This window comes from Sulfuritalea hydrogenivorans sk43H, assembly GCF_000828635.1.
Taxonomy (GTDB): domain Bacteria; phylum Pseudomonadota; class Gammaproteobacteria; order Burkholderiales; family Rhodocyclaceae; genus Sulfuritalea; species Sulfuritalea hydrogenivorans.
Map to the genome: position 1 here is coordinate 3,067,226 of NZ_AP012547.1, position 17,757 is coordinate 3,084,982.

The window sequence follows — 17,757 nt, forward strand, 5'->3', positions numbered from 1 at the left end:
AACGCTTTATCGCGCAGCGCCCCTGCACCACAGGGTTGGGCGTCACGCCTTGAACTTGCGTGAATAGAAGTCGTTCCATAATTGGTCCTGGACACATGCGATAAGGCTGCCTTCGGTAGCCTCGGATAGCATTTCTTTAACTTGGGCGTCTGGAATAAAGACCCGGTGTGACTTGCGAGCCTCAAGGCATACAGGGGCAACCACTTTCAATGTTGAAATTGGAGAGGCTGGAATGCACCCAACCGACACGACTCGGCCATCTCCGATAACGCCAAAGGTGCCCAAGTCGTTCCTTGAACGTTACGTGCCTGTAGGGGTAGAGAATGCTTATGTTCGCCAAGTGGACGTCGTGTGAGGAGCAATTTCTGACGATAACCGAGGCCCCCGACTCTGGCTTTCCACCGGCGTCATCAATGGAAAAGAGCAAATCGACTTTTACCTGCGGCCGCGACTGCACGATATTCCACAGAAAGACGACAGTCGATAGAACTGCCGCGTAGATTGCCAAATAGTCGGTCATCTTCATGCGCGGTGCGTTGCCTGTGACGCCCGACGAATGAAAGGGACTTCCCCGTCCCAAGGCTGCGGCGGAAGCCGCAAACGGCAACAAGTGCCAAGATGAGATTTCGCGATCACATCAAAAAGTCCATGAGCATTATCACTGTAGGAATCGATCTGGCCAAAAGCGTCTTTGAACGTCTTTGCCGTGCATGGCGTTGATGATAACGGCAAGTCGGCGCTGGTCAAGCCAAAAGTATCCCGAGAGCAACTTCTGCTGCTGATTGCGCAGTTGCCGCCTTGCGTGATCGGCATGGAAACCTGCTCCGGTGCGCACAGAATCTTCCAAGGGTCAGAGACATTTCGCTTGTCGTTCCCATCGCTGCTTGCTCCACCCGGAAAGTCCGATGTCCCCGAAGGGCACATGGCGGCAACGACTTTCCCGCGACCGCTGCGAGCCGCTTCCCGATCAGCTTGCTATGTCGGGATCGCCCGCCAGCCAGTCCTCCACCCGCAAACCTGGCACACGCTCGAACTCGCGCAGGTTGTGGGTGACGACGGTGGCGCCCAGTGAGCGGCCGTGGGCGGCGATCAGCAGGTCGTTGCCGCCGATGGGCGCTCCAGCGCGCTCCAGCGTGGCGCGAATGTCGGCGTAGTGGCTGTCGGCATCGGCCTCGAAAGGCAGCACCGACAGACTGGAAAGCAGCGCCTCCACCCGCTGCGTGAGCGGTGCCGAGTCGCGCCGTGCCGCGCCATAGCGGAGTTCGCAGGCCACCACGATGCTGGTGCAAATCGCATCGACACCGACCTCCGCCAGGCGCCGCGCCGCCGCGCCGCGCGGATACCGGATCAGGTCGGAAAGGATATTGGTGTCGAGCAGATAGCGCACCGAGGTCAAAGCACGTCCTCGGGCGCCGTCGGTGTATCGGGGATTTCAGGAAACGCCTCATCCAGCGGCTCCCATCCGGCCAGCAGCGTCAGCAGCCGCTCGCGCGGCGGTGCCGGCTCGATGATCAGCCGCTCGCCTTCCTTGCGGATGATGGCCTCGGTACCCGCGAGCTCGAATTCGCGGGGGATCCGGATCGCCTGGTTGCGACCGTTGCGAAACAGGGAAACATGGCGCTCGTTGATCATGATCGGCCCCTGACGAGTTTTGACATATGCCAAAGCCTATGCCAGTTTCTCTGTTGCGTCAAGGAACGAGGCTTAACCAGTGAATCGCCGTACCGCCAGCGCCGACTCTTGTCGGCTGCGATGCGGCTACTTCGACTTGCGCACCGCCGCGAGGATGCCCTGCATCAGCGCCAGCGGCGTCGGCGGGCAGCCGGGGATGCGCAGGTCGACGCCGACCACGTTTTCGATCGCGCCGCAGCTCGCGTAGCTTTCGCCGAAAACGCCGCCGTTGCAGCCGCAGTCGCCCACCGCCACCACCAGCTTGGGGTCGGGCGTGCAGTCGTAGGCGATACGCAGCGCGTTTTCCATGTTCCTGGTCACCGGTCCGGTCACCAGCAGCATGTCGGCATGGCGCGGGCTGGCGACGAACTTGATGCCGCGCCCTTCGAGGTTGTAGTAGGGGTTGTTCAGCGCGTGGATTTCCAGCTCGCAGCCGTTGCAGGAACCGGCATCGACTTCGCGGATGGTCAGCGCGCGGCCGAGCACATGCAGGATTTCGTCGTGCAGCCGGTCGATCTCGCGCTGCGGCCCGCCCTCTTCCGCGGGCATGGGCTCGGTCAGGATGCCGGTGCGAAAGATGTGTTTGAGCAAATGGATCATCTGAATAGGTCAGTTCAGTCCGCAGATTGCGCAGATTGAACAGCGAGATGGAGAAGAGACCGGCCGCACCGAACAGGTGATGCACCCTGGCTCGCTCTTGCCTTGACCATCTGCGTCAATCTGCGAAATCTGCGGACAAATTGCTGTTTGCGGAATCACAGGTCGGCTCCCGAGTAGGACAGGTTGAAGGACTTGTTGATCAGCGGGAAGTCGGGGACGATGTCCTTCATCACCGCATGCTCCAGCGCCGGCCAGGCCTGCCAGGAGGGATCGTGCGGATGGACGCGGGCCAGCCTGCCGTCGCCGTCGAGCTGGACGCCGACCAGCACTTCGCCGCGCCAGCCTTCGATCACGCCGAGGCCGCCGGCGCCGCCACGCGGCGCCACTTCAACACGCGTCGCGCCCGATGGCATGCCGACGGCGATTACGCGCAGCAGGCGCAGCGATTCGGAGATTTCATCGAAGCGCACGGCGACGCGCGCGGCGACATCGCCGCGCTCGTCGGTCGCCGGGCGCACACCGAGCGCGGCATAGGGCGGCGGCGGCGTGTAGCCCTGCCGATGCGCCCGGCCGTCGAGCAGGATGCCGGTGGCGCGCGCCGCCATGCCGGAGAGCGAGAGTTCACGCGCCAGCGCGGCGTCGATGGTGCCGGTGATGGCGAAACGATCCTGCAGGCCCGCATGCTCGTCGTAGAGCGCGCGCAGTTTTTTCACTTCGCCGCCGATGGCGCCGCACTGCTCGATGATGGCGGCCAGTGCCGCGGCATCGGCGTCCACGGCGACGCCGCCGGGCACGATGCGATCCATCATGAAGCGATGGCCGAACACCTTCTGGTTCAGCCGCAGCCAGTCTTCCTTGAGGCGCAGGAACTGGGTCAGGCCGAAAGCGAAAGCGGCATCGTTGCCCAGCGCGCCGAGGTCGCCCAGGTGATTGGCGATGCGCTCGCGCTCCAGGATCAGCGCGCGCAGCAGCAAGGCGCGCGGCGGCGCCTCGACGCCGCACGCCGCTTCGACTGCATCCGCATAGGCCCAGGCGTAGGCGCAGGTGGAATCGCCAGAGACGCGGCCGACCAGCCGCGCGCCATGCGTCAGGTCGGCGCCGATGAACAGTCGCTCGACACCCTTGTGCTGGTAGCCCAGCCGCTGCTCCAGGCGCAGTACGCGCTCACCGACGACGGAAAACCGGAAGTGCCCCGGCTCGATGATCCCGGCGTGAATGGGGCCGACCGGAATTTCGTGGGCGCCCTCACCGCCGACCTGGACGAAGTCGTAGTCGCTGGGAAGGTTCTCGAAGCCGGCGCCCATGCCCGCCTCATGCACCGCATCGTGGCGCAGCGGATACCAGTCGGCCGGCCACGCGCCGTGGCGCAGCCAGGGGCGCTGGTCGCCGCCGTCGGTACTGATGCCGACCATGTCGCGGGTGGCGCGCTGCATGCGGTTGGCGGCCGGGAAGATGCCGGACAAGTCGGGATAGACAGGCTCGGCGGCCGACAGATCGAGGCTCACCCAGGCATGGCCGCGATCGAGCCCGAACACGCAATGCAGGCGGAAACCCCCGCCGCGCTGCCGCTCATCGCTGCCCCAGATCGCCGCCAGGCGGCCGCCGGCCAGGTGCGCGGCGGCAGCGAAATCCTTCAGGTCGTCGCCGCTCGGGGCATGACCGCGCCAGACCGGTGCGCCGATGCCCGGTTGCGGCGTGAATTCAATGGCGGAGTGGTCGCAGAGGAACATGGTCAGCCGAGCATGCGCGCCGCTTCATGGAACCAGCGCGTGAGATAGGGCGGAATGTAGAGGCCCAGCATCAGCACGATGCCAAGATGCAGGAACACCGGCGTGATGGCGGGCGCATGCGGCAGGCGCCTGGCCTCGGTCTCGCCGAACACCATCGGCTGCACCTTGCCGAAAATCGCGGCGAAGGCCACGCCGAGGCCCAGCAGCAGTACCGGCGTCGCCCACGGGTAGTGCTTCATGGCGTGGGTGAGAATCATGAACTCGCTGGCGAACACGCCGAAGGGCGGCATGCCGAGGATGGCCAGTGTGCCCAGCATCAGGCCCCAGCCGATCAGCGGATTGATCCTTATCAGGCCGCGGATGTTTTCCATCAGCTGGGTGCCGGTCTTCTGCGTGGCGTGGCCGACGGCGAAGAAGATCGCCGACTTGGTGAGCGAGTGCATGGTCATGTGCAACAGGCCGGCGAAATTGGCCACCGGACCGCCCATGCCGAAGGCGAAGGTGATGAGGCCCATGTGCTCGATCGACGAGTAGGCGAACATGCGTTTGACATCCTTCTGCCGCGAGAGGAAGAAGGCCGCCACCAGCAGCGTGAACAGGCCGAAGCCGATCATCAGCTTGCCGGCAAAATCGCCCGGAATGGCGCCATCGGCCAGCACCTTGCAGCGCAGGATGGCGTAGAGCGCGACGTTGAGCAGCAGGCCGGAGAGCACCGCCGACACCGGCGTCGGACCCTCGGCGTGAGCATCGGGTAGCCAGTTGTGCAGCGGCGCCAGGCCCACCTTGGTGCCGTAGCCGACCAGCAGGAAGATGAAGGACAGGGCCATGATGTTCGGCTCGAGCTGGCCCTTGACGTCGATCAGGTGGGTCCACAGCAACGCATTGCCGCTCTCGCCCAGCACGCGCTCGGCGGCGAAGTAGAGCAGGATGGTGCCGAACAGCGCCTGGGCGATGCCGACGCCGCAGAGGATGAAATATTTCCACGCCGCTTCGAGGCTGGCCGGGGTGCGGTAGAGCGACACCAGCAGCACGGTGGTCAGCGTCGCCGCTTCCATGGCGACCCAGAGGATGCCGAGGTTGTTGGTGGTCAGCGCCGCCAGCATGGTGAACATGAAGAGCTGGTACATGCTCTTGTAGAGCCGCAGGCGCGGCTTGGTGAGCCGGCCGTGCTCGGCCTCGTTCCGCATGTAGGGGCCGGAGAAGATGCTGGTGGTCAAGCCGACGAAGGCGGTCAGCGCGACGAAGAAGACATTCAGCGAATCGATGAAGAACTGCTCGCCGAAGGCGAAGCGCGGGCCGTTGGCGACGATCTCCCCGGTCAGGCCGACGGCCGCGAGGAAGGTGCCGAGGCTGGCGATGATGTTGAGGTTGGGCGCCCAGTCGCGCTCGCCGAACACCGTCAGCAGCGCACCGCTGACGAGGGGAATGGCGAGCATGAGGATGAAGAAATCCATCAGTTATCCTTGAGCCGTTCCATGTGATGGATATCCAGGCTGTCGAACTGGTCGCGAATCTGGAAGAAGAACACGCCGAGGATGATGACGCCGACCAGCACGTCGAGCGCGATGCCGAGCTCGACCACCATCGGCATGCCGTAGGTGGCGCTGGTGGCGGCGAGGAACAGGCCGTTTTCCATCGAGAGGAAACCCACCACCTGGGTGATGGCCTTTTGCCGCGTGATCATCATCAGGAAGGCCAGCATCACCACCGCCAGGGCAATCCCGAGCGTGCCGCGCGTGATGGTGTGGGACAGCTCTGAAATCGGCAGCGCTACGTTGAAGGCAATCATGACGAGAACGAGGCCCACCAGCATCGTCGTCGGAATGTTGATCAGCGCCTCGACTTCGCCCTTGACGTTGAGCTTCTTCACCAGCCGGTACAGGATCCAGGGCAGCAGCAGCACCTTGAGCGCCAGCGTCAGCCCTGCCGAGTAATACAGGTGCACCTGGCCGGTGGTGACGGCGGCCACCAGCGTCGCCAGGCAGAGGGTCAGCCCCTGCAGGGCGAACAGGTTGATCAGTGCCAGCACCCGGCGCTGCGCCAGCATGGCGAAGGCCAGCAGCAGGATCACTGCCGCAAAAAGATTGATGAGTTGTGCCGAGAAGGGAATGGCGGCGTTCATACCTTGCTTTCGAGCAGCAACCGGACCAGCAGGCCGAGCACCGCCAGCATGAAGGCGGTGCCAAGGAATTCAGGGGCGCGGAAGATGCGCATCTTGGCGTTGATGGTCTCGATGGCGGCGAGGAAGGCGCCGCCGATGGCGAGCTTGAACAGCAGCAGCGGTATCGCCGCGACCAGCGCCAGGAAGTTGTCCCCCGGCGCGATGCCCCACGGGAAAAACAGCGCCAGGCCGAGGCAGGAATAGGCATACAGCTTGAGGCTCGCCGCCCATTCGATCAAGGCGAGGTGGCGGCCCGAATATTCGAGGATCATTGCCTCGTGGATCATGGTCAGTTCGAGATGGGTGGCCGGATTGTCCACCGGCACGCGGGCGTTCTCGGCGAAGGAGACGAAGGTGAAGGCGATGCCGGCAAAGGCCAGGCTGGGGTAGATCACCAGTTCGCGATGGGCCAGGGTCTCGACGATGGTGGCCACCGAGGTAGACTGGGCGATCATGGCCAGGGTGAAGATCACCATCAGGAGCGCCGGCTCGGCGAGGAAGCCCACCAGCATTTCGCGGCGGCCGCCGAGGGTGCCGAAGGAGGTGCCGACATCCATCGCCGCCAGCGAAATGAACACGCGCGCCAGGCCGAACACGCCGACCAGCGCCAGGGCATCGGCGGCCGGCGCCAGCGGCAGGTCGGTGGACAGGCTGGGAATGATGGCGCAGGCCAGCACCATGCAACCGAAGACGACAAAGGGTGCGGCGCGGAACAGCGACGAGGCGCCGTGCGCCAGCACCACGTCCTTGTGGAACAGCTTCTGCAACTGGTAATACGGCAGCAGCAAGGGCGGCGCGGTGCGGCTTTGCAGCCAGGCGCGGCACTGGCCCACCCAGCCCGACAGCAGCGGCGCCAGCACCAGCGCCAGCAGGATGGCGAAGGCCTGGCCCAACAGTCCCGAGATACTGATCATGGCCGCGCCACCAGAAGAAGCACGAGCAGGGTGATGAAGCTGTACATCAGATAGACGGCGATGCGTCCGCCCTGCAGGGCGACGATCAGCGTCGATATCCGTCCGGCGAGTTTGGCCACCGGCAGGTAGAGCCAGTACCAGAAATGATCCTCGACCTTGACGCTGTAATACGGCTCGGTGTCGCGCGCGGTGGGAAAATGCCGCTGCATGCGGAACATCGGCTCGAAGATGCGGCGGATCGGCTGGCTGAAGCCCTCGGCGGTGTCCTGCGCGCGCGGCCCCTGGAAGTAGTAGCCGCAGTCCCAGGCCGAAGTGCGGCGCACGCGGCCGTGATAGAGGCGGCGCACCAGCCAGCGGCCGAGCAGCAGCGTGGCGGCGATGGTGACGAGGAAGATCAGCGGCTCGTAGCTGGCCCGCTCCGGCGAGATCGGCGCCAGCATCCACCAGCCCTGCTCGTTCACCTTGTCGGCGAGACCCGTGCCGAGCAACTGGCGCGTGGCGGCGTCGATGCGCATGATCACCGTCGACGGCAGGATGCCCAGCAGCAGCGTGATCAGCGCCAGCCAGGCAAGACCGAATTTTTCCCAGGTGCCGGCATCATGGGCATCCTTGAGCCCGGGTTCGCGCATCTGGCCGAGGAAGATGATGCCGTAGAACTTGACCATGGCGAAGCCGGCCAGCGCGGCGACGAGCACCACCAGCGCCGCCGCCACCGGCACCACCATGTTGAGCCAGGGATGCGGCAGGCCCGGCGAAAACAGGAAGCTTTGCAGCAGCAGCCACTCCGACACGAATCCTGAAAGCGGCGGCAGGCCGGCGCTGGCGATCACCCCGGCCAGCGCCAGCCAGGCCACCCAGGGCATGCGATGGATCAAACCGCCGAGCTTGCCCAGGCTGCGTTCCTTCGTCGCGTGCAGTACCGAGCCGGTGCACAGGAACAGCAGGCTCTTGAAGGCGGAATGGGCAAGGCAGTGATACAGCACCGCCGTCATCGCCAGCGCCGCCAGCCCTTCCATGCGATAGGCGTGGAAGATCAGCGTCAGGCCGATGCCGACCGCGATGAGGCCGATGTTCTCGATCGACGAATACGCCAGCAGCCGCTTCATGTCGCTTTGCACGGTGCTGTAGAGCACGCCGAACAGCGCCGTGGCGAGACCGATCACCAGCGCCACGACGCCCCACCACCAAATCGTCGTGTGCAGCAGGTCGAAGCTGACGCGCAGCAGGCCGTAGATGGCAGTCTTCAGCATCACGCCGGACATCATCGCCGACACCGGCGAAGGCGCGGCCGGATGCGCCTCCGGCAGCCAGACGTGGAGCGGCACCAAGCCGGCCTTGGCGCCGAAACCGGCCAGCGCCAGCAGGAAGGCGGCCGAGGCCCAGAACGGAGAAAGTTCCTGCGCGCGCATGCCGGCGAAGCTGTAGTCACCCGCGCCACCGGTCATGACGCCGAAGCACAGCAGGATGGCGATGGCGCCGATGTGGGCGATCAGCAGATACAGAAACCCGGCGCGGCGGATTTCCTCGTGGCGATGATCGGTGGTGACGAGGAAGAAGGACGACAGCGCCATGGTCTCCCAGGCCACCATGAAGGCGTAGGCGTCGTCGGCCAGCAATACCATCAGCATGCTGGCGAGGAAGACGTGGTATTCGAGGCAGAGCAGCCCCGGCGCGGTGCCTTCGCCTTTCCGGAAGTAGCCGGCGGCAAAGATGGAAATGCCGACCGAGACAAAACCCAGCAGCAGGGCGAACACGGCGGAAAGATTGTCGAGTCGCAGATGGAAGGGCAGGTCGGGCAGGCCGATCACCAGCACCGCGGTTTGCGTTTCGCCGCCAAGGGAACCCAGCGCCACCAGCCCCACCAGCGTGCCGATGACTGCGCCCAGCGGGAACAGGGTCTTGCTGATGAAGCGCGTATCGCGCGGCGCCACCAGTCCGAGCAACCCGACAGCCAGCCAGGCGCAGGCAGCTATCAGCAGGGTGTCGATGGGCAGGAGACTGTTCATGTCGAGGGCGAGGCCAGTGCGAATTCTAGCAGCGGACCTTGCGCCCGAGCCGCCGTTGCCTGCCCGCGCAGCGGAATTCCAGGCACGCAAAGCGAGCCGGCGCCGACTCTTGCCGGCGGCGACTGCGCGACAGATTGCATGCGGACATCATTCCGCCATCAGCCAAAGCGCTGCTCGGCCACGGGGGCAGGCACCGCAACCGGCCGCAAGCCATCGGCGGTATCCAGGTGCTCCTCGCGCGAATAGATTCTTTCCAGCGCCCGCTCCGCCGTGGCGAAGAAACTCTGTTCGCCGATGGTGTCGTGCAGGCCGGTGGCCTGCATGACATCCAGCACCTGCTTTTTCAGTCCGGCAAAGAGGACCACGACACCGTTGCCGCGCATGCGCTCGACGATGTGGTGGATCACCTCTTCGCCCGAAGCGTCGAGTTCATTGATGCCGTCACCGACGATCAGCAGATAGGGTGCCTGCGGATTGTTGGCCACGGCTTCAAGAATCGCATCCTCGAAAAACGCCACGTTGGCGAAATACAGGCGGCCGTCGAAGCGCACGGCGGTGACGACTTGCGATGGCGGCAGATTGTGCACCCGGATATCGCGCAGCGTGCCGTCGGGATGGCGTCCGAGAATGACCGTGCGCGGCGACATGGTGCGATACAGATAGAGGCCGATGGCGAGTCCGGCGCCGATCAGGATGCCGGTGTCGAGATGCGGCGCGAACGCCAGGGTGGCGACGAAGGTGGCCACCGCGGCAATGCCGTCGTGCCGGCTGGCCTTCCAGGCGTGCTTGACGGCGTCGAAGTTGATCAGCCCGATCACCGCCATGATGATCACCGCCGCCAGCACCGCCTGTGGCAGATGGTAGAGCAGCGGCGTCAGGAACAGCAGCGTCAGCAGCACGAAAAGGCCGGTGAATACCGAAGACATGCCGGTCATCGCCCCGGCATTGATGTTCACGGCAGAACGCGAGAAGGAACCGGAAACCGGGAAGGACTGCGTGGCGGCACCGACAATGTTGGCCAGGCCCTGGCCGATGAGTTCCTGGTTGGGATCGATCTTCTGCTTGGTCTTGGCGGCGATCGCCTTGGCGATGGAAATGGCTTCCATGAAGCCCACCAGGGAAATCACGATCGCGGCGGAAAGCAGGCTGCCGAGCATGTCCCACGACATCTTCGGCACGCCGATGGACGGCAGGCCTTCCGGTACCCGGCCCACCACCTCGCCGCCGCCGGTGAGCTTCATGTTGCCCTGGGCCGCACGGGCGATGCGCCAGCGATGACCGTCAGCAACCTTGCCCGCCGGCACCCTGCCTTCGGCGTAGAGCTCATGTGCCTGACCGTCGGGAGCCGCGACGCGCTCGAAGACAAAACTGCGAATTGCCCGGTTGCGGCGGCGATTCTCGTCCTCGCGGTCCTTGATCTGGAGCCGCAACAAATCCACTTCGTACTTGAGCGTCACCACTTCGTGCGACAACTCGCCGCGATCCTTGCGCAAACGGGTCAGTTCGGCTGCCTTGACGCCGATCTGGTCGTTGATTTCCTTGATGCGGGCTTCGGTACGCACGAACTCGGTGAGCAAGGCCCGGGCTTCCGGTTCCGCCACCTGCTCGATGGTGGCGACGGCATTGCGCTCGAAGCCGATCAGCCACGACGCCGTGGTCGTCACCGCCACGGCGATCAGTACGCCCGGCAGTTTCGGCGCCTTCTTGCGAATGACCCACATGATGGCGATCGCCGCAACGCCCATGGCCAGGGTTGGCAGGTGGGTATCGCCCACCAGTTTGGCCACGCCCCAGATGTCCTCGATGAAGTGCTCCGAACGGCCCATCGGCACCCCGATCAGCTTGTTGATCTGCGACAGGCCGATGATCATGGCGGCGGCATTGGTAAAGCCGACGATGACCGGATGGGACAGAAAGTTCACGATGACGCCGAGCTTGAATACGCCGAGCACCAGCTGGACGAGGCCGACCAGCAGGGCCAGCATGATGGCCAGGGCGATGAAGGCATCCGAACCGGAAGCCGCCAGCGGCGTCAGCGCGGAGGCGGTCAGCAGCGAGACCACCGCCACCGGCCCGGTACCAAGCTGGTTCGACGAGCCCCACAGCGCCGCCACCATCACCGGCAGGAAGGCCGCGTAGAGCCCGTAGTAGGCCGGCAGGCCGGCGAGCTGGGCATAAGCCATCGACTGCGGCACCAGCACCAGCGCCACGGTCAGCCCGGCAAGAAAGTCGGCCCGAAAGTTTCCCGTTGAATAGGGAAGCCAGCGCAGGAACGGGAAAAAACGACGTAGGATGGAATGCGGAGCCATGGACGTGACAGGCAATTGCGCAGCCGCCACGGACCGATCCGCGCCGACAACGGTAAGATGCGCAATCATAAACGCCCGCTCCGCGAGTGGATGGATACATTTTTTATATTTCAATCAGCACTGCATATCGGCCTGCCACCATGGGACACCGACTCTCCAAAATCTACACCCGCACCGGCGATGCCGGCACCACCGGCCTCGGCGACGGTTCGCGCACCGCCAAGAACTCCGCTCGCATCGCCGCGATGGGCGATGTGGATGAACTGAATTCGCTGATCGGCGTGATCCTCTGCGAGGAACTGCCCGCCGATGTGCGCGAACTCTTCACCGGCATCCAGCACGATCTCTTCGATCTCGGCGGCGAACTGTGCATTCCCGGTTCGGCCCTGCTCAAGGCCACGCAGCCGGCGCGGCTGGAAGCCGCGATCGACCACTACAACGCCGACCTGGGCCCGCTCAAGGAATTCATCCTGCCAGGCGGCAGCCGCGCCGCCGCGCTCGCCCATCTGGCGCGCACCGTCTGCCGCCGCGCCGAGCGCGTCACGGTTGCCCTGGCTGCGGATGAGGCCGTCTCCGACGCCGGACGGCAATATCTGAACCGCCTCTCCGATCTGCTCTTCGTCCTCGGCCGCTGGCTCAACAAGGCCGCCGGCGGCGGCGACGTGCTGTGGCAAAAAGGCCGGAATGCCTGATACAAGGGCGGCGGGACAACTAAGGGGGGAGCATGAACCAGCCAGGCATCGGCTACCAGGACACGTTGCAGACGATCATCAACTTCCTGCCAAGCGGAATCACCATGTTCAACGCCGACCAGCAGATGGTGGTGTGCAACCGGATATTCCGCACCATGCTCGAATTTCCCGACTCGCTGTTCGACGATGGATTGCCGACGCTGCGTGAACTCGCCTTGTTCAATGCCGGGCGCGGCGAGTATGGCGAAGGCGATCCGCAAGTAATCGCCGACCAGGTCTGCGAAAGGGCGCGCGGCATGCAGCCGCATGTGTTCGAGCGGCAGCGGCCGAATGGCGCGGTGCTCGAAATACGCGGCGCCCCCCTCCCCAGCGGCGGCTGGGTCAGCATCTACACCGACATCACCGATCGCAAACGCGCCGAGCAGGAAGCGCAGCGTTACTCCACCTACCTCGACACGGTACTCAACTCGCTGCCGCAGGGAGTTACCGTGGTCAACGAAAAACTCGGTGTCGAATTGTGGAACAAGCGTTTCGAGAATCTGCTGAACCTGCCGGAAGGCGTGCTTTACCCGGGCGTTCCCTTTGAAGAAGTGATCCGCAAGAATGCGGAGCGCGGCGAGTACGGCGATGTCGATCCGGTGCAGAAGGCACGCGATACCGTGGCGCTGGCGATGAAGTTCGAGCCGCACCGGCTCGAACGCACGCGGGCCGATGGCCGCACTCTCGAAATCGAAGGGCGTGACATGCAGATCGACGGCAAGGTGGCCGGCTTCGTCACCACCTACACCGACATCACCGACCGCATCCGCAACGAAGAAGCCCTGCGTCGCGTCAAGAACATGATGAGCGACGCCATCAATTTTTCCCCCACCTATATCTGGGAGACGGACGCCGAAGGCAACTACACCCATTTGCAGGGCGTCGAGCACATCCTCGGTTTTGCCGAGCAGAATCTGCTCGGCCTGCCGCGTGCGGCCATGCTCCATGCCGGTAGCGACACCAGCGGCGAAGTGGCGCAGCGCATGAAGGCGCGCGAACCGGTCGAACGCCTGGTGGTGGAAGCGCGACACATGTCCGGCGCCACGGTCTGGCTATCCACCAGCGCCCGGCCCGTCTTCGACCCGAGCGGACGCTACATGGGCTATCGCGGCGTCGATGTCGACGTCACCGAAATCACCCTGGCGCGGCAGGAGCTGGAACAGATCGCCCTGCATGACACGCTCACCGGCCTGGCCAACCGCCGCAAGTTCCAGGATCGCTACGAACTCGAACGCCTGCGCCAGGCGCGACTCGGGCTGCCGCTGACGCTGATACTGGTCGATGTCGATCACTTCAAGCAGGTAAACGACGTTTGGGGCCACATCGTCGGCGACATCTGCCTGAAAGCGGTTGCCAACCTGCTTGCCAGCCATCTGCGTCCGATCGACCTGGTGGCGCGTTTCGGCGGCGAAGAATTTCTTGTCCTGCTCTCGGACGCCAATGCGGCGGAAGGCGCGATGGTCGCGGAAAAACTGCGTCGTGCGCTGGAAGGCAAATCGATCGATACCGGCCTGGAAGCGCAACCGTCCCTGCAAATAACTGCCAGCTTTGGCGTGACGACCTTGTTGCCGTCGGAGAACATCGCGCTTGAAGCAGTCATCGAGCGCGCCGACGGTGCGGTGTATGCCGCCAAACGCGGCGGACGCAACCGCGTCTGTATCGCAGAGGGCGGCTAGGCGCCAGCGATCACGCAAACCCTAAAGCCTACTTTTTCAGTATGGTTTTAAGTTTTTGATTTATAAATGATTTGCATCAATTTCCAGAAAGTGTCGAGCATCCATAATTGACATTTTTGACCCATCGGAAAATTTGCCATGCACATCCATCTCTCTCCCGATTCGATCTATCCCTTCGACGCGCGCGGCATTGCCAAGCGCTTTCGCCATGCCGCCATCTTCGGTGCGCTGGATGCGTTGCGCGCCGGCGAAACCATGCGTTTCGTCAATGACCACGACCCCCTGCCATTGCTCGACCAGCTTGCGCAGCGCTATGGCGCCGCGGTCGAGATCACCTACAAGCAGCGCGAGCCGGGCCAGATCGTCATCGACTTCGTCAAGAAGCAGTAACGCACGATGCAGACGCCGGCCTTCTATGGCGCTGTGCGCAGCCTGACCGTCCATGACCCGCTGGCCGAATTCCTTGGCGCGGCGGAAGGCGGCCGTATCGAGTACCACTATGTCGATGCGGTCAAGCTGGCCGGCCACTCCTGCCCCACCGTCGCCGCCGCCTACTGGATGACCCTGAAGGGGCTGGCGAGCCTGTATCCCGGCTCGCTGCCGGAACGTGGCGGCATACGCGTCGAGTTCCATCAGGATCGCTTGTCGGGCGTCACCGGGGTGATCGCCAACGTGGTCGCCATGCTCACCGGCGCCACTCACGACACCGGCTTCAAGGGCATCGGCGGACGCTTCGACCGGCGCAAGCTGCTCTACTTTTCCGCCGATGTCGCCGAGGAAATCCGCTTCACGCGGGTCGATACCGGTCAGGCCGTCGATGTCTCCGCACATCTGCAAGGCGTTCCCTTTGCGCCGCGGACGCCCGAATTGATGCAGAAGTGCCTCGACGGCAGCGCCACGCCGCAGGAAGCCTCCGAATTCCGCGAGAACTGGCAGGCGCGGGTGCGAGCGCTGCTGCTCGACCACGGCGACGATGAAGAGGTGTTTCCGGTGCACCCTGTCCGGGCGTAAAACAAAGCGACTGGCTAGCGAATCCGCGAGCGCCGCGCCTCCATGCAGTCCAGCAACTGCGCGCTGACGCTGCGCAAGCGCTGATTGAGCAGCATCAGCAATTCCATCATCAGCTTGACGCCGATGCGCGGCTCTTCGGCAATGATGCGCGACAGGCTTTCACGATCAAGCACGGCGATCTCGACGGTTTCGAGCGCAACGCAGCTGGCAAAACGCGGCTCGCCGTCGATCAGCGACATCTCGCCCAGGGTCTTGCCCGGACCGGCGCTGCCCATGATTTGCGCCAGGCCGCGCACGTCCTTCTTGACGATCTCGACGCTGCCATCCAGCAGCAGCAGCATGAAATCGCCGTCGTCGCCCTCGCGGATGATCTCGGTGCCCAAAGGAGCGCGGTAGCAACGCATGTAACGGGCCAGGCCTTCCAGCTCGTCCGGCTCAAAATCCTCGAACAGCTGGATGGCCTCGATGATCTCGCGGATGCGGCCGACGAAGGGCATGGCATCGCCGAGAAACTCGACATCCGGAATATGGTCGATTGAACTCATGGCCTTGGCATTATAGCCCCGCCCAGCAGGGCAAGGACCAGCAGCAGCCAGCCGGCCGTCGCCGCCAGAAGGTGGGGATCGGTCAGCAGTTCCTGCGCCGGATCGCCGCCGCCACCCTGCCGGTGCAGCCGCCACAGGTAGCGCAGCATGCCGTAGAGCACGAAGGGTACGGTCGCGATCAGGGCACGCGTGCCGTGCAGCGCAACGGTTTCCGCGCTGACCGTATACAGCGCATACGAAATGACCGTGCCGGCGGCGGCGATGCCGATGAACTGGTCGAGCATGGGCGCCGTGTAGTGTTCCAGCACGCGCCGATGGCCGGCGCTGTCGGCCAGCAGGGCGTTGAGTTCGGCGCGACGCTTGGCGAAGCCGAGGAACAGCGTCAGCATCAGGCCGCACAGCAGCAGCCACTGCGAAGGGGCGATGCCGAGGCCCAGGGTGCCGGCCAGGATGCGCAACATGAAGCCCGCGGCAATGATGAACACATCGAGGATGACGACGTGCTTGAGGCCGAAGCTGTAGCCGATGTTGAGCGCGACATAGGCGAAGAATATCCACGGCGCCGAGCCGGCGAACTGCCAGGCGATGGTGCCGCCGGCCAGCAGGCACACCGCGGCAAGGCTCAGGGCGGCCGGGCCGCTCACCGTGCCCGCCGCCAGCGGTCGTTTCTTCTTTTTCGGATGCAGGCGATCCTGCTCGCGGTCGATCAGGTCGTTCATCACATATACGGCGGAGGCCAGCAGGCAGAAGGCGGCAAAGGCCGCCAGCGCCTGGCCCAGCTTGACCGGATCGGTCCAGGCATGGCCGAACAGCAGCCCGACGAAGACAAAGCCGTTCTTGAGCCACTGGTGCGGACGAAGCAAACGCAACAGCGGCATCGTCATCGACGGCATGCTTCCCCCGGAAAATATCGATCGCACATGTAGCAGGCAGTTTGCGGCAACCAGGCCGGAATCGCATAGTACTTCCGCCGCGCCCCGGCCAGCACGCCATCGCGGTAGGCCGGGTAGTCGAAGCCCTCGCCTTTCACGCGCCAGAAGCGCGCGCCGCGGATCTCGAAGCTGTCGACGCCAACCTCGCGGAAATACTTGCGGTAGTCGTCGAGCTTCGGCTCGGACTTCCTCAGGATCAGGATGTTGCGCCCCGCCAGCGTGCGGAAATCGGTCACCAGATCGTCGTGCCGGGCGTGGCTCGACGCCTCGCCGAAGACGATCACGTATTGGCGCAGGTTGTAGCCCAGCGTCACGGCATTCGAATAGCCGTCCATCGCCAGCACCCAATCCTTTCTGTAAGGCTGCAACTCGCGGGCGATCGCCTGATGTTCGAAACTCAGCACGATGCCATCGTAGAGCCGGGTTTTCTGCCAGGTTTCCAGCGGCATGCGGGACACGATCAGAATGCCGGCGATGTGCAGCGTGGCAAAGCCGGCGAAGAACAGGCCGAGCCGGCGCAGGCTGACCGGGTTCAGGCGCAGGGCCAGCCAGATCAGGGTGAAGGGGACGAAGGAGAGCACCCAGTGCAGGCCGATCTGCTTGACCAGCGAGAGGACGGCGAAGAGCAGGAAGGGCAGCCAGGCGAGGGTGCTCAACGCCACAGGCAATGATAAGTCGGCGCTGGCGGGACGGCGATCCGCGCGCTCCCGCCACGCCAGCCACAGCACCGGCGGCCCCAGCACATAGACCAGCGTCACCGCATACAGCAGCGGCGTCCTGATCGACCAGCCGGCATCGCCGTGGCGATTGACGAAATTGAACATGTAGTTCGGCCAGCAGTTGCCGCTGTTCCACCACGCCATCAGGGCCAGCGCCGGCAGCGTGCAGGCATAGGCGATGGCGAGTCCCGTCCACGCGCCCGGCGTACGGCGCCGCAGCACATCCACCAGATAGGCAAAACCGAGGATCGCCGCGAAGTACTTGGACAGAACCGCCCCGGCCAGCAATACGCCGGCCAGCAAATACCAGCGTGGCGCATCGTCGCGAGAAGCGCGAATCCAGGCCAGGCCGGAGAAGACGCTGAACCAGGCCAGCGGCGCGTCGGTGGTGATGAACACGTTCCAGACATTCACCGGCGCCAGCAGCACCAGCGTGGCCGTCCACCAGCGGCGCTCCTCGCCCACTCCGGAAAACAGTCGCGGCAGCGCCCAATACACGGCCAGCGCAAGCACCGCCGGCTGCAGGATGGCGGGCAGGCGCAGCCACCATTCCGCGTCACCCACCGCCATCAACGCTGAAAACAACCAGCCGATCATCGGCGGATGGTCGTAGAAACCCCAATCGGGCTTCCAGCCCCACCAGATGAAATAGGCTTCGTCACCCGTGATCGGAAATGCCGCCGCCAGCCAGAAGCGGAAAACCAGCGTAACGACCAGCAGCGCGACGAACAGGCGACCGGTCATGCTTGCTG

16 protein-coding genes and 1 pseudogene are annotated in these 17,757 nt (G+C 64.3%); 5 read left to right on the forward strand and 12 right to left on the reverse strand.

From position 1 onward, the window contains the following. Window positions 1-648 precede the first annotated feature (648 nt). Window positions 649-839, forward strand: a pseudogene (locus SUTH_RS19135) (IS110 family transposase); the annotation flags it as partial. Window positions 840-967: 128 nt separating this feature from the next. On the opposite strand, the gene SUTH_RS14690 reads toward SUTH_RS19135, so the two are convergent. The 9 genes from SUTH_RS14690 to SUTH_RS14730 all read right to left on the reverse strand — a co-directional run bounded on the left by SUTH_RS14690 (window position 968) and on the right by SUTH_RS14730 (window position 11,391). Next, a complete protein-coding gene (locus tag SUTH_RS14690; RefSeq protein ID WP_231851152.1) occupies window positions 968-1,387 on the reverse strand; it encodes a type II toxin-antitoxin system VapC family toxin in 420 nt (139 codons plus the stop codon). Window positions 1,388-1,392: 5 nt separating this feature from the next. Beyond that, window positions 1,393-1,632 (reverse strand): antitoxin, encoded by a 240-nt coding sequence (locus tag SUTH_RS14695; RefSeq protein ID WP_041100298.1) that lies wholly within the window; start codon window positions 1,630-1,632, stop codon window positions 1,393-1,395. 126 nt (window positions 1,633-1,758) lie between these two features. Further along, on the reverse strand, window positions 1,759-2,271 hold the full coding sequence (locus SUTH_RS14700; RefSeq protein ID WP_041100300.1) for an NADH-quinone oxidoreductase subunit B family protein: 513 nt from the start codon (window positions 2,269-2,271) through the stop codon (window positions 1,759-1,761). Window positions 2,272-2,426: 155 nt separating this feature from the next. Beyond that, the gene (locus tag SUTH_RS14705) at window positions 2,427-4,001 is read right to left on the reverse strand and encodes a hydrogenase large subunit (RefSeq protein ID WP_041100302.1); all 1,575 of its coding nucleotides are present in this window, start codon (window positions 3,999-4,001) and stop codon (window positions 2,427-2,429) included. 2 nt (window positions 4,002-4,003) lie between these two features. Then, complete coding sequence (locus tag SUTH_RS14710) at window positions 4,004-5,455, reverse strand: hydrogenase 4 subunit F (RefSeq protein WP_041100304.1); 1,452 nt, start codon at window positions 5,453-5,455, stop codon at window positions 4,004-4,006. Then, window positions 5,455-6,123 (reverse strand): formate hydrogenlyase, encoded by a 669-nt coding sequence (locus tag SUTH_RS14715; protein WP_041100306.1) that lies wholly within the window; start codon window positions 6,121-6,123, stop codon window positions 5,455-5,457. Before SUTH_RS14715 ends, SUTH_RS14710 begins: the two co-directional genes overlap by 1 nt. Next, entirely contained in the window at window positions 6,120-7,076 is a 957-nt protein-coding gene (locus SUTH_RS14720; protein WP_041100308.1) for a respiratory chain complex I subunit 1 family protein, read from the reverse strand. The genes SUTH_RS14715 and SUTH_RS14720 overlap by 4 nt, the downstream gene beginning before the upstream one ends. After that, window positions 7,073-9,082, reverse strand: coding sequence for a hydrogenase 4 subunit B (gene hyfB, locus SUTH_RS14725; protein WP_041100310.1), 2,010 nt, complete (start codon window positions 9,080-9,082; stop codon window positions 7,073-7,075). The genes SUTH_RS14720 and hyfB overlap by 4 nt, the downstream gene beginning before the upstream one ends. 158 nt (window positions 9,083-9,240) lie before the next feature. Beyond that, complete coding sequence (locus SUTH_RS14730; RefSeq protein WP_070099351.1) at window positions 9,241-11,391, reverse strand: SulP family inorganic anion transporter; 2,151 nt, start codon at window positions 11,389-11,391, stop codon at window positions 9,241-9,243. A 140-nt stretch (window positions 11,392-11,531) separates the two neighbouring features. Here SUTH_RS14730 and SUTH_RS14735 point away from each other — a divergent pair, with 140 nt between their 5' ends. The 4 genes from SUTH_RS14735 (at window position 11,532) to SUTH_RS14750 (ending at window position 14,809) form a co-directional block, all read left to right on the forward strand. Further along, window positions 11,532-12,083 (forward strand): cob(I)yrinic acid a,c-diamide adenosyltransferase, encoded by a 552-nt coding sequence (locus SUTH_RS14735; protein WP_041100312.1) that lies wholly within the window; start codon window positions 11,532-11,534, stop codon window positions 12,081-12,083. Window positions 12,084-12,115: 32 nt separating this feature from the next. Next, on the forward strand, window positions 12,116-13,798 hold the full coding sequence (locus SUTH_RS14740) for a sensor domain-containing diguanylate cyclase (RefSeq protein ID WP_041100314.1): 1,683 nt from the start codon (window positions 12,116-12,118) through the stop codon (window positions 13,796-13,798). Window positions 13,799-13,936: 138 nt separating this feature from the next. Continuing rightward, window positions 13,937-14,188, forward strand: a complete 252-nt coding sequence (locus tag SUTH_RS14745; RefSeq protein ID WP_041100315.1) for a DUF2249 domain-containing protein — start codon at window positions 13,937-13,939, stop codon at window positions 14,186-14,188. A 6-nt stretch (window positions 14,189-14,194) separates the two neighbouring features. Continuing rightward, the gene (locus SUTH_RS14750) at window positions 14,195-14,809 is read left to right on the forward strand and encodes an FmdE family protein (RefSeq protein WP_041100316.1); all 615 of its coding nucleotides are present in this window, start codon (window positions 14,195-14,197) and stop codon (window positions 14,807-14,809) included. 14 nt (window positions 14,810-14,823) lie between these two features. Here the strand turns inward: SUTH_RS14750 and SUTH_RS14755 are convergent, their stop codons facing one another. From SUTH_RS14755 to SUTH_RS14765, 3 genes are read right to left on the reverse strand one after another with little or no spacing between them, the layout of a single operon-like run. Beyond that, on the reverse strand, window positions 14,824-15,354 hold the full coding sequence (locus tag SUTH_RS14755) for a cyclic nucleotide-binding domain-containing protein (protein WP_052473682.1): 531 nt from the start codon (window positions 15,352-15,354) through the stop codon (window positions 14,824-14,826). Beyond that, window positions 15,351-16,247, reverse strand: coding sequence for a decaprenyl-phosphate phosphoribosyltransferase (locus tag SUTH_RS14760; protein WP_231851025.1), 897 nt, complete (start codon window positions 16,245-16,247; stop codon window positions 15,351-15,353). Before SUTH_RS14760 ends, SUTH_RS14755 begins: the two co-directional genes overlap by 4 nt. After that, complete coding sequence (locus SUTH_RS14765; RefSeq protein WP_052473683.1) at window positions 16,235-17,749, reverse strand: ArnT family glycosyltransferase; 1,515 nt, start codon at window positions 17,747-17,749, stop codon at window positions 16,235-16,237. The genes SUTH_RS14760 and SUTH_RS14765 overlap by 13 nt, the downstream gene beginning before the upstream one ends. Window positions 17,750-17,757 lie beyond the last annotated feature (8 nt).

Coding starts and splice junctions, on each gene's coding strand:
- SUTH_RS14695 (WP_041100298.1), bottom strand. CDS start 1,632: ATGATCAACGAGCGCCATGTTTCCCTGTTTCGCAACGGTCGCAACCAG.
- SUTH_RS14700 (WP_041100300.1), bottom strand. CDS start 2,271: ATGATCCATTTGCTCAAACACATCTTTCGCACCGGCATCCTGACCGAG.
- SUTH_RS14705 (WP_041100302.1), bottom strand. CDS start 4,001: ATGTTCCTCTGCGACCACTCCGCCATTGAATTCACGCCGCAACCGGGC.
- SUTH_RS14710 (WP_041100304.1), bottom strand. CDS start 5,455: ATGGATTTCTTCATCCTCATGCTCGCCATTCCCCTCGTCAGCGGTGCG.
- SUTH_RS14715 (WP_041100306.1), bottom strand. CDS start 6,123: ATGAACGCCGCCATTCCCTTCTCGGCACAACTCATCAATCTTTTTGCG.
- SUTH_RS14720 (WP_041100308.1), bottom strand. CDS start 7,076: ATGATCAGTATCTCGGGACTGTTGGGCCAGGCCTTCGCCATCCTGCTG.
- hyfB (WP_041100310.1), bottom strand. CDS start 9,082: ATGAACAGTCTCCTGCCCATCGACACCCTGCTGATAGCTGCCTGCGCC.
- SUTH_RS14730 (WP_070099351.1), bottom strand. CDS start 11,391: ATGGCTCCGCATTCCATCCTACGTCGTTTTTTCCCGTTCCTGCGCTGG.
- SUTH_RS14735 (WP_041100312.1), top strand. CDS start 11,532: ATGGGACACCGACTCTCCAAAATCTACACCCGCACCGGCGATGCCGGC.
- SUTH_RS14740 (WP_041100314.1), top strand. CDS start 12,116: ATGAACCAGCCAGGCATCGGCTACCAGGACACGTTGCAGACGATCATC.
- SUTH_RS14745 (WP_041100315.1), top strand. CDS start 13,937: ATGCACATCCATCTCTCTCCCGATTCGATCTATCCCTTCGACGCGCGC.
- SUTH_RS14750 (WP_041100316.1), top strand. CDS start 14,195: ATGCAGACGCCGGCCTTCTATGGCGCTGTGCGCAGCCTGACCGTCCAT.
- SUTH_RS14755 (WP_052473682.1), bottom strand. CDS start 15,354: ATGAGTTCAATCGACCATATTCCGGATGTCGAGTTTCTCGGCGATGCC.
- SUTH_RS14760 (WP_231851025.1), bottom strand. CDS start 16,247: ATGCCGTCGATGACGATGCCGCTGTTGCGTTTGCTTCGTCCGCACCAG.
- SUTH_RS14765 (WP_052473683.1), bottom strand. CDS start 17,749: ATGACCGGTCGCCTGTTCGTCGCGCTGCTGGTCGTTACGCTGGTTTTC.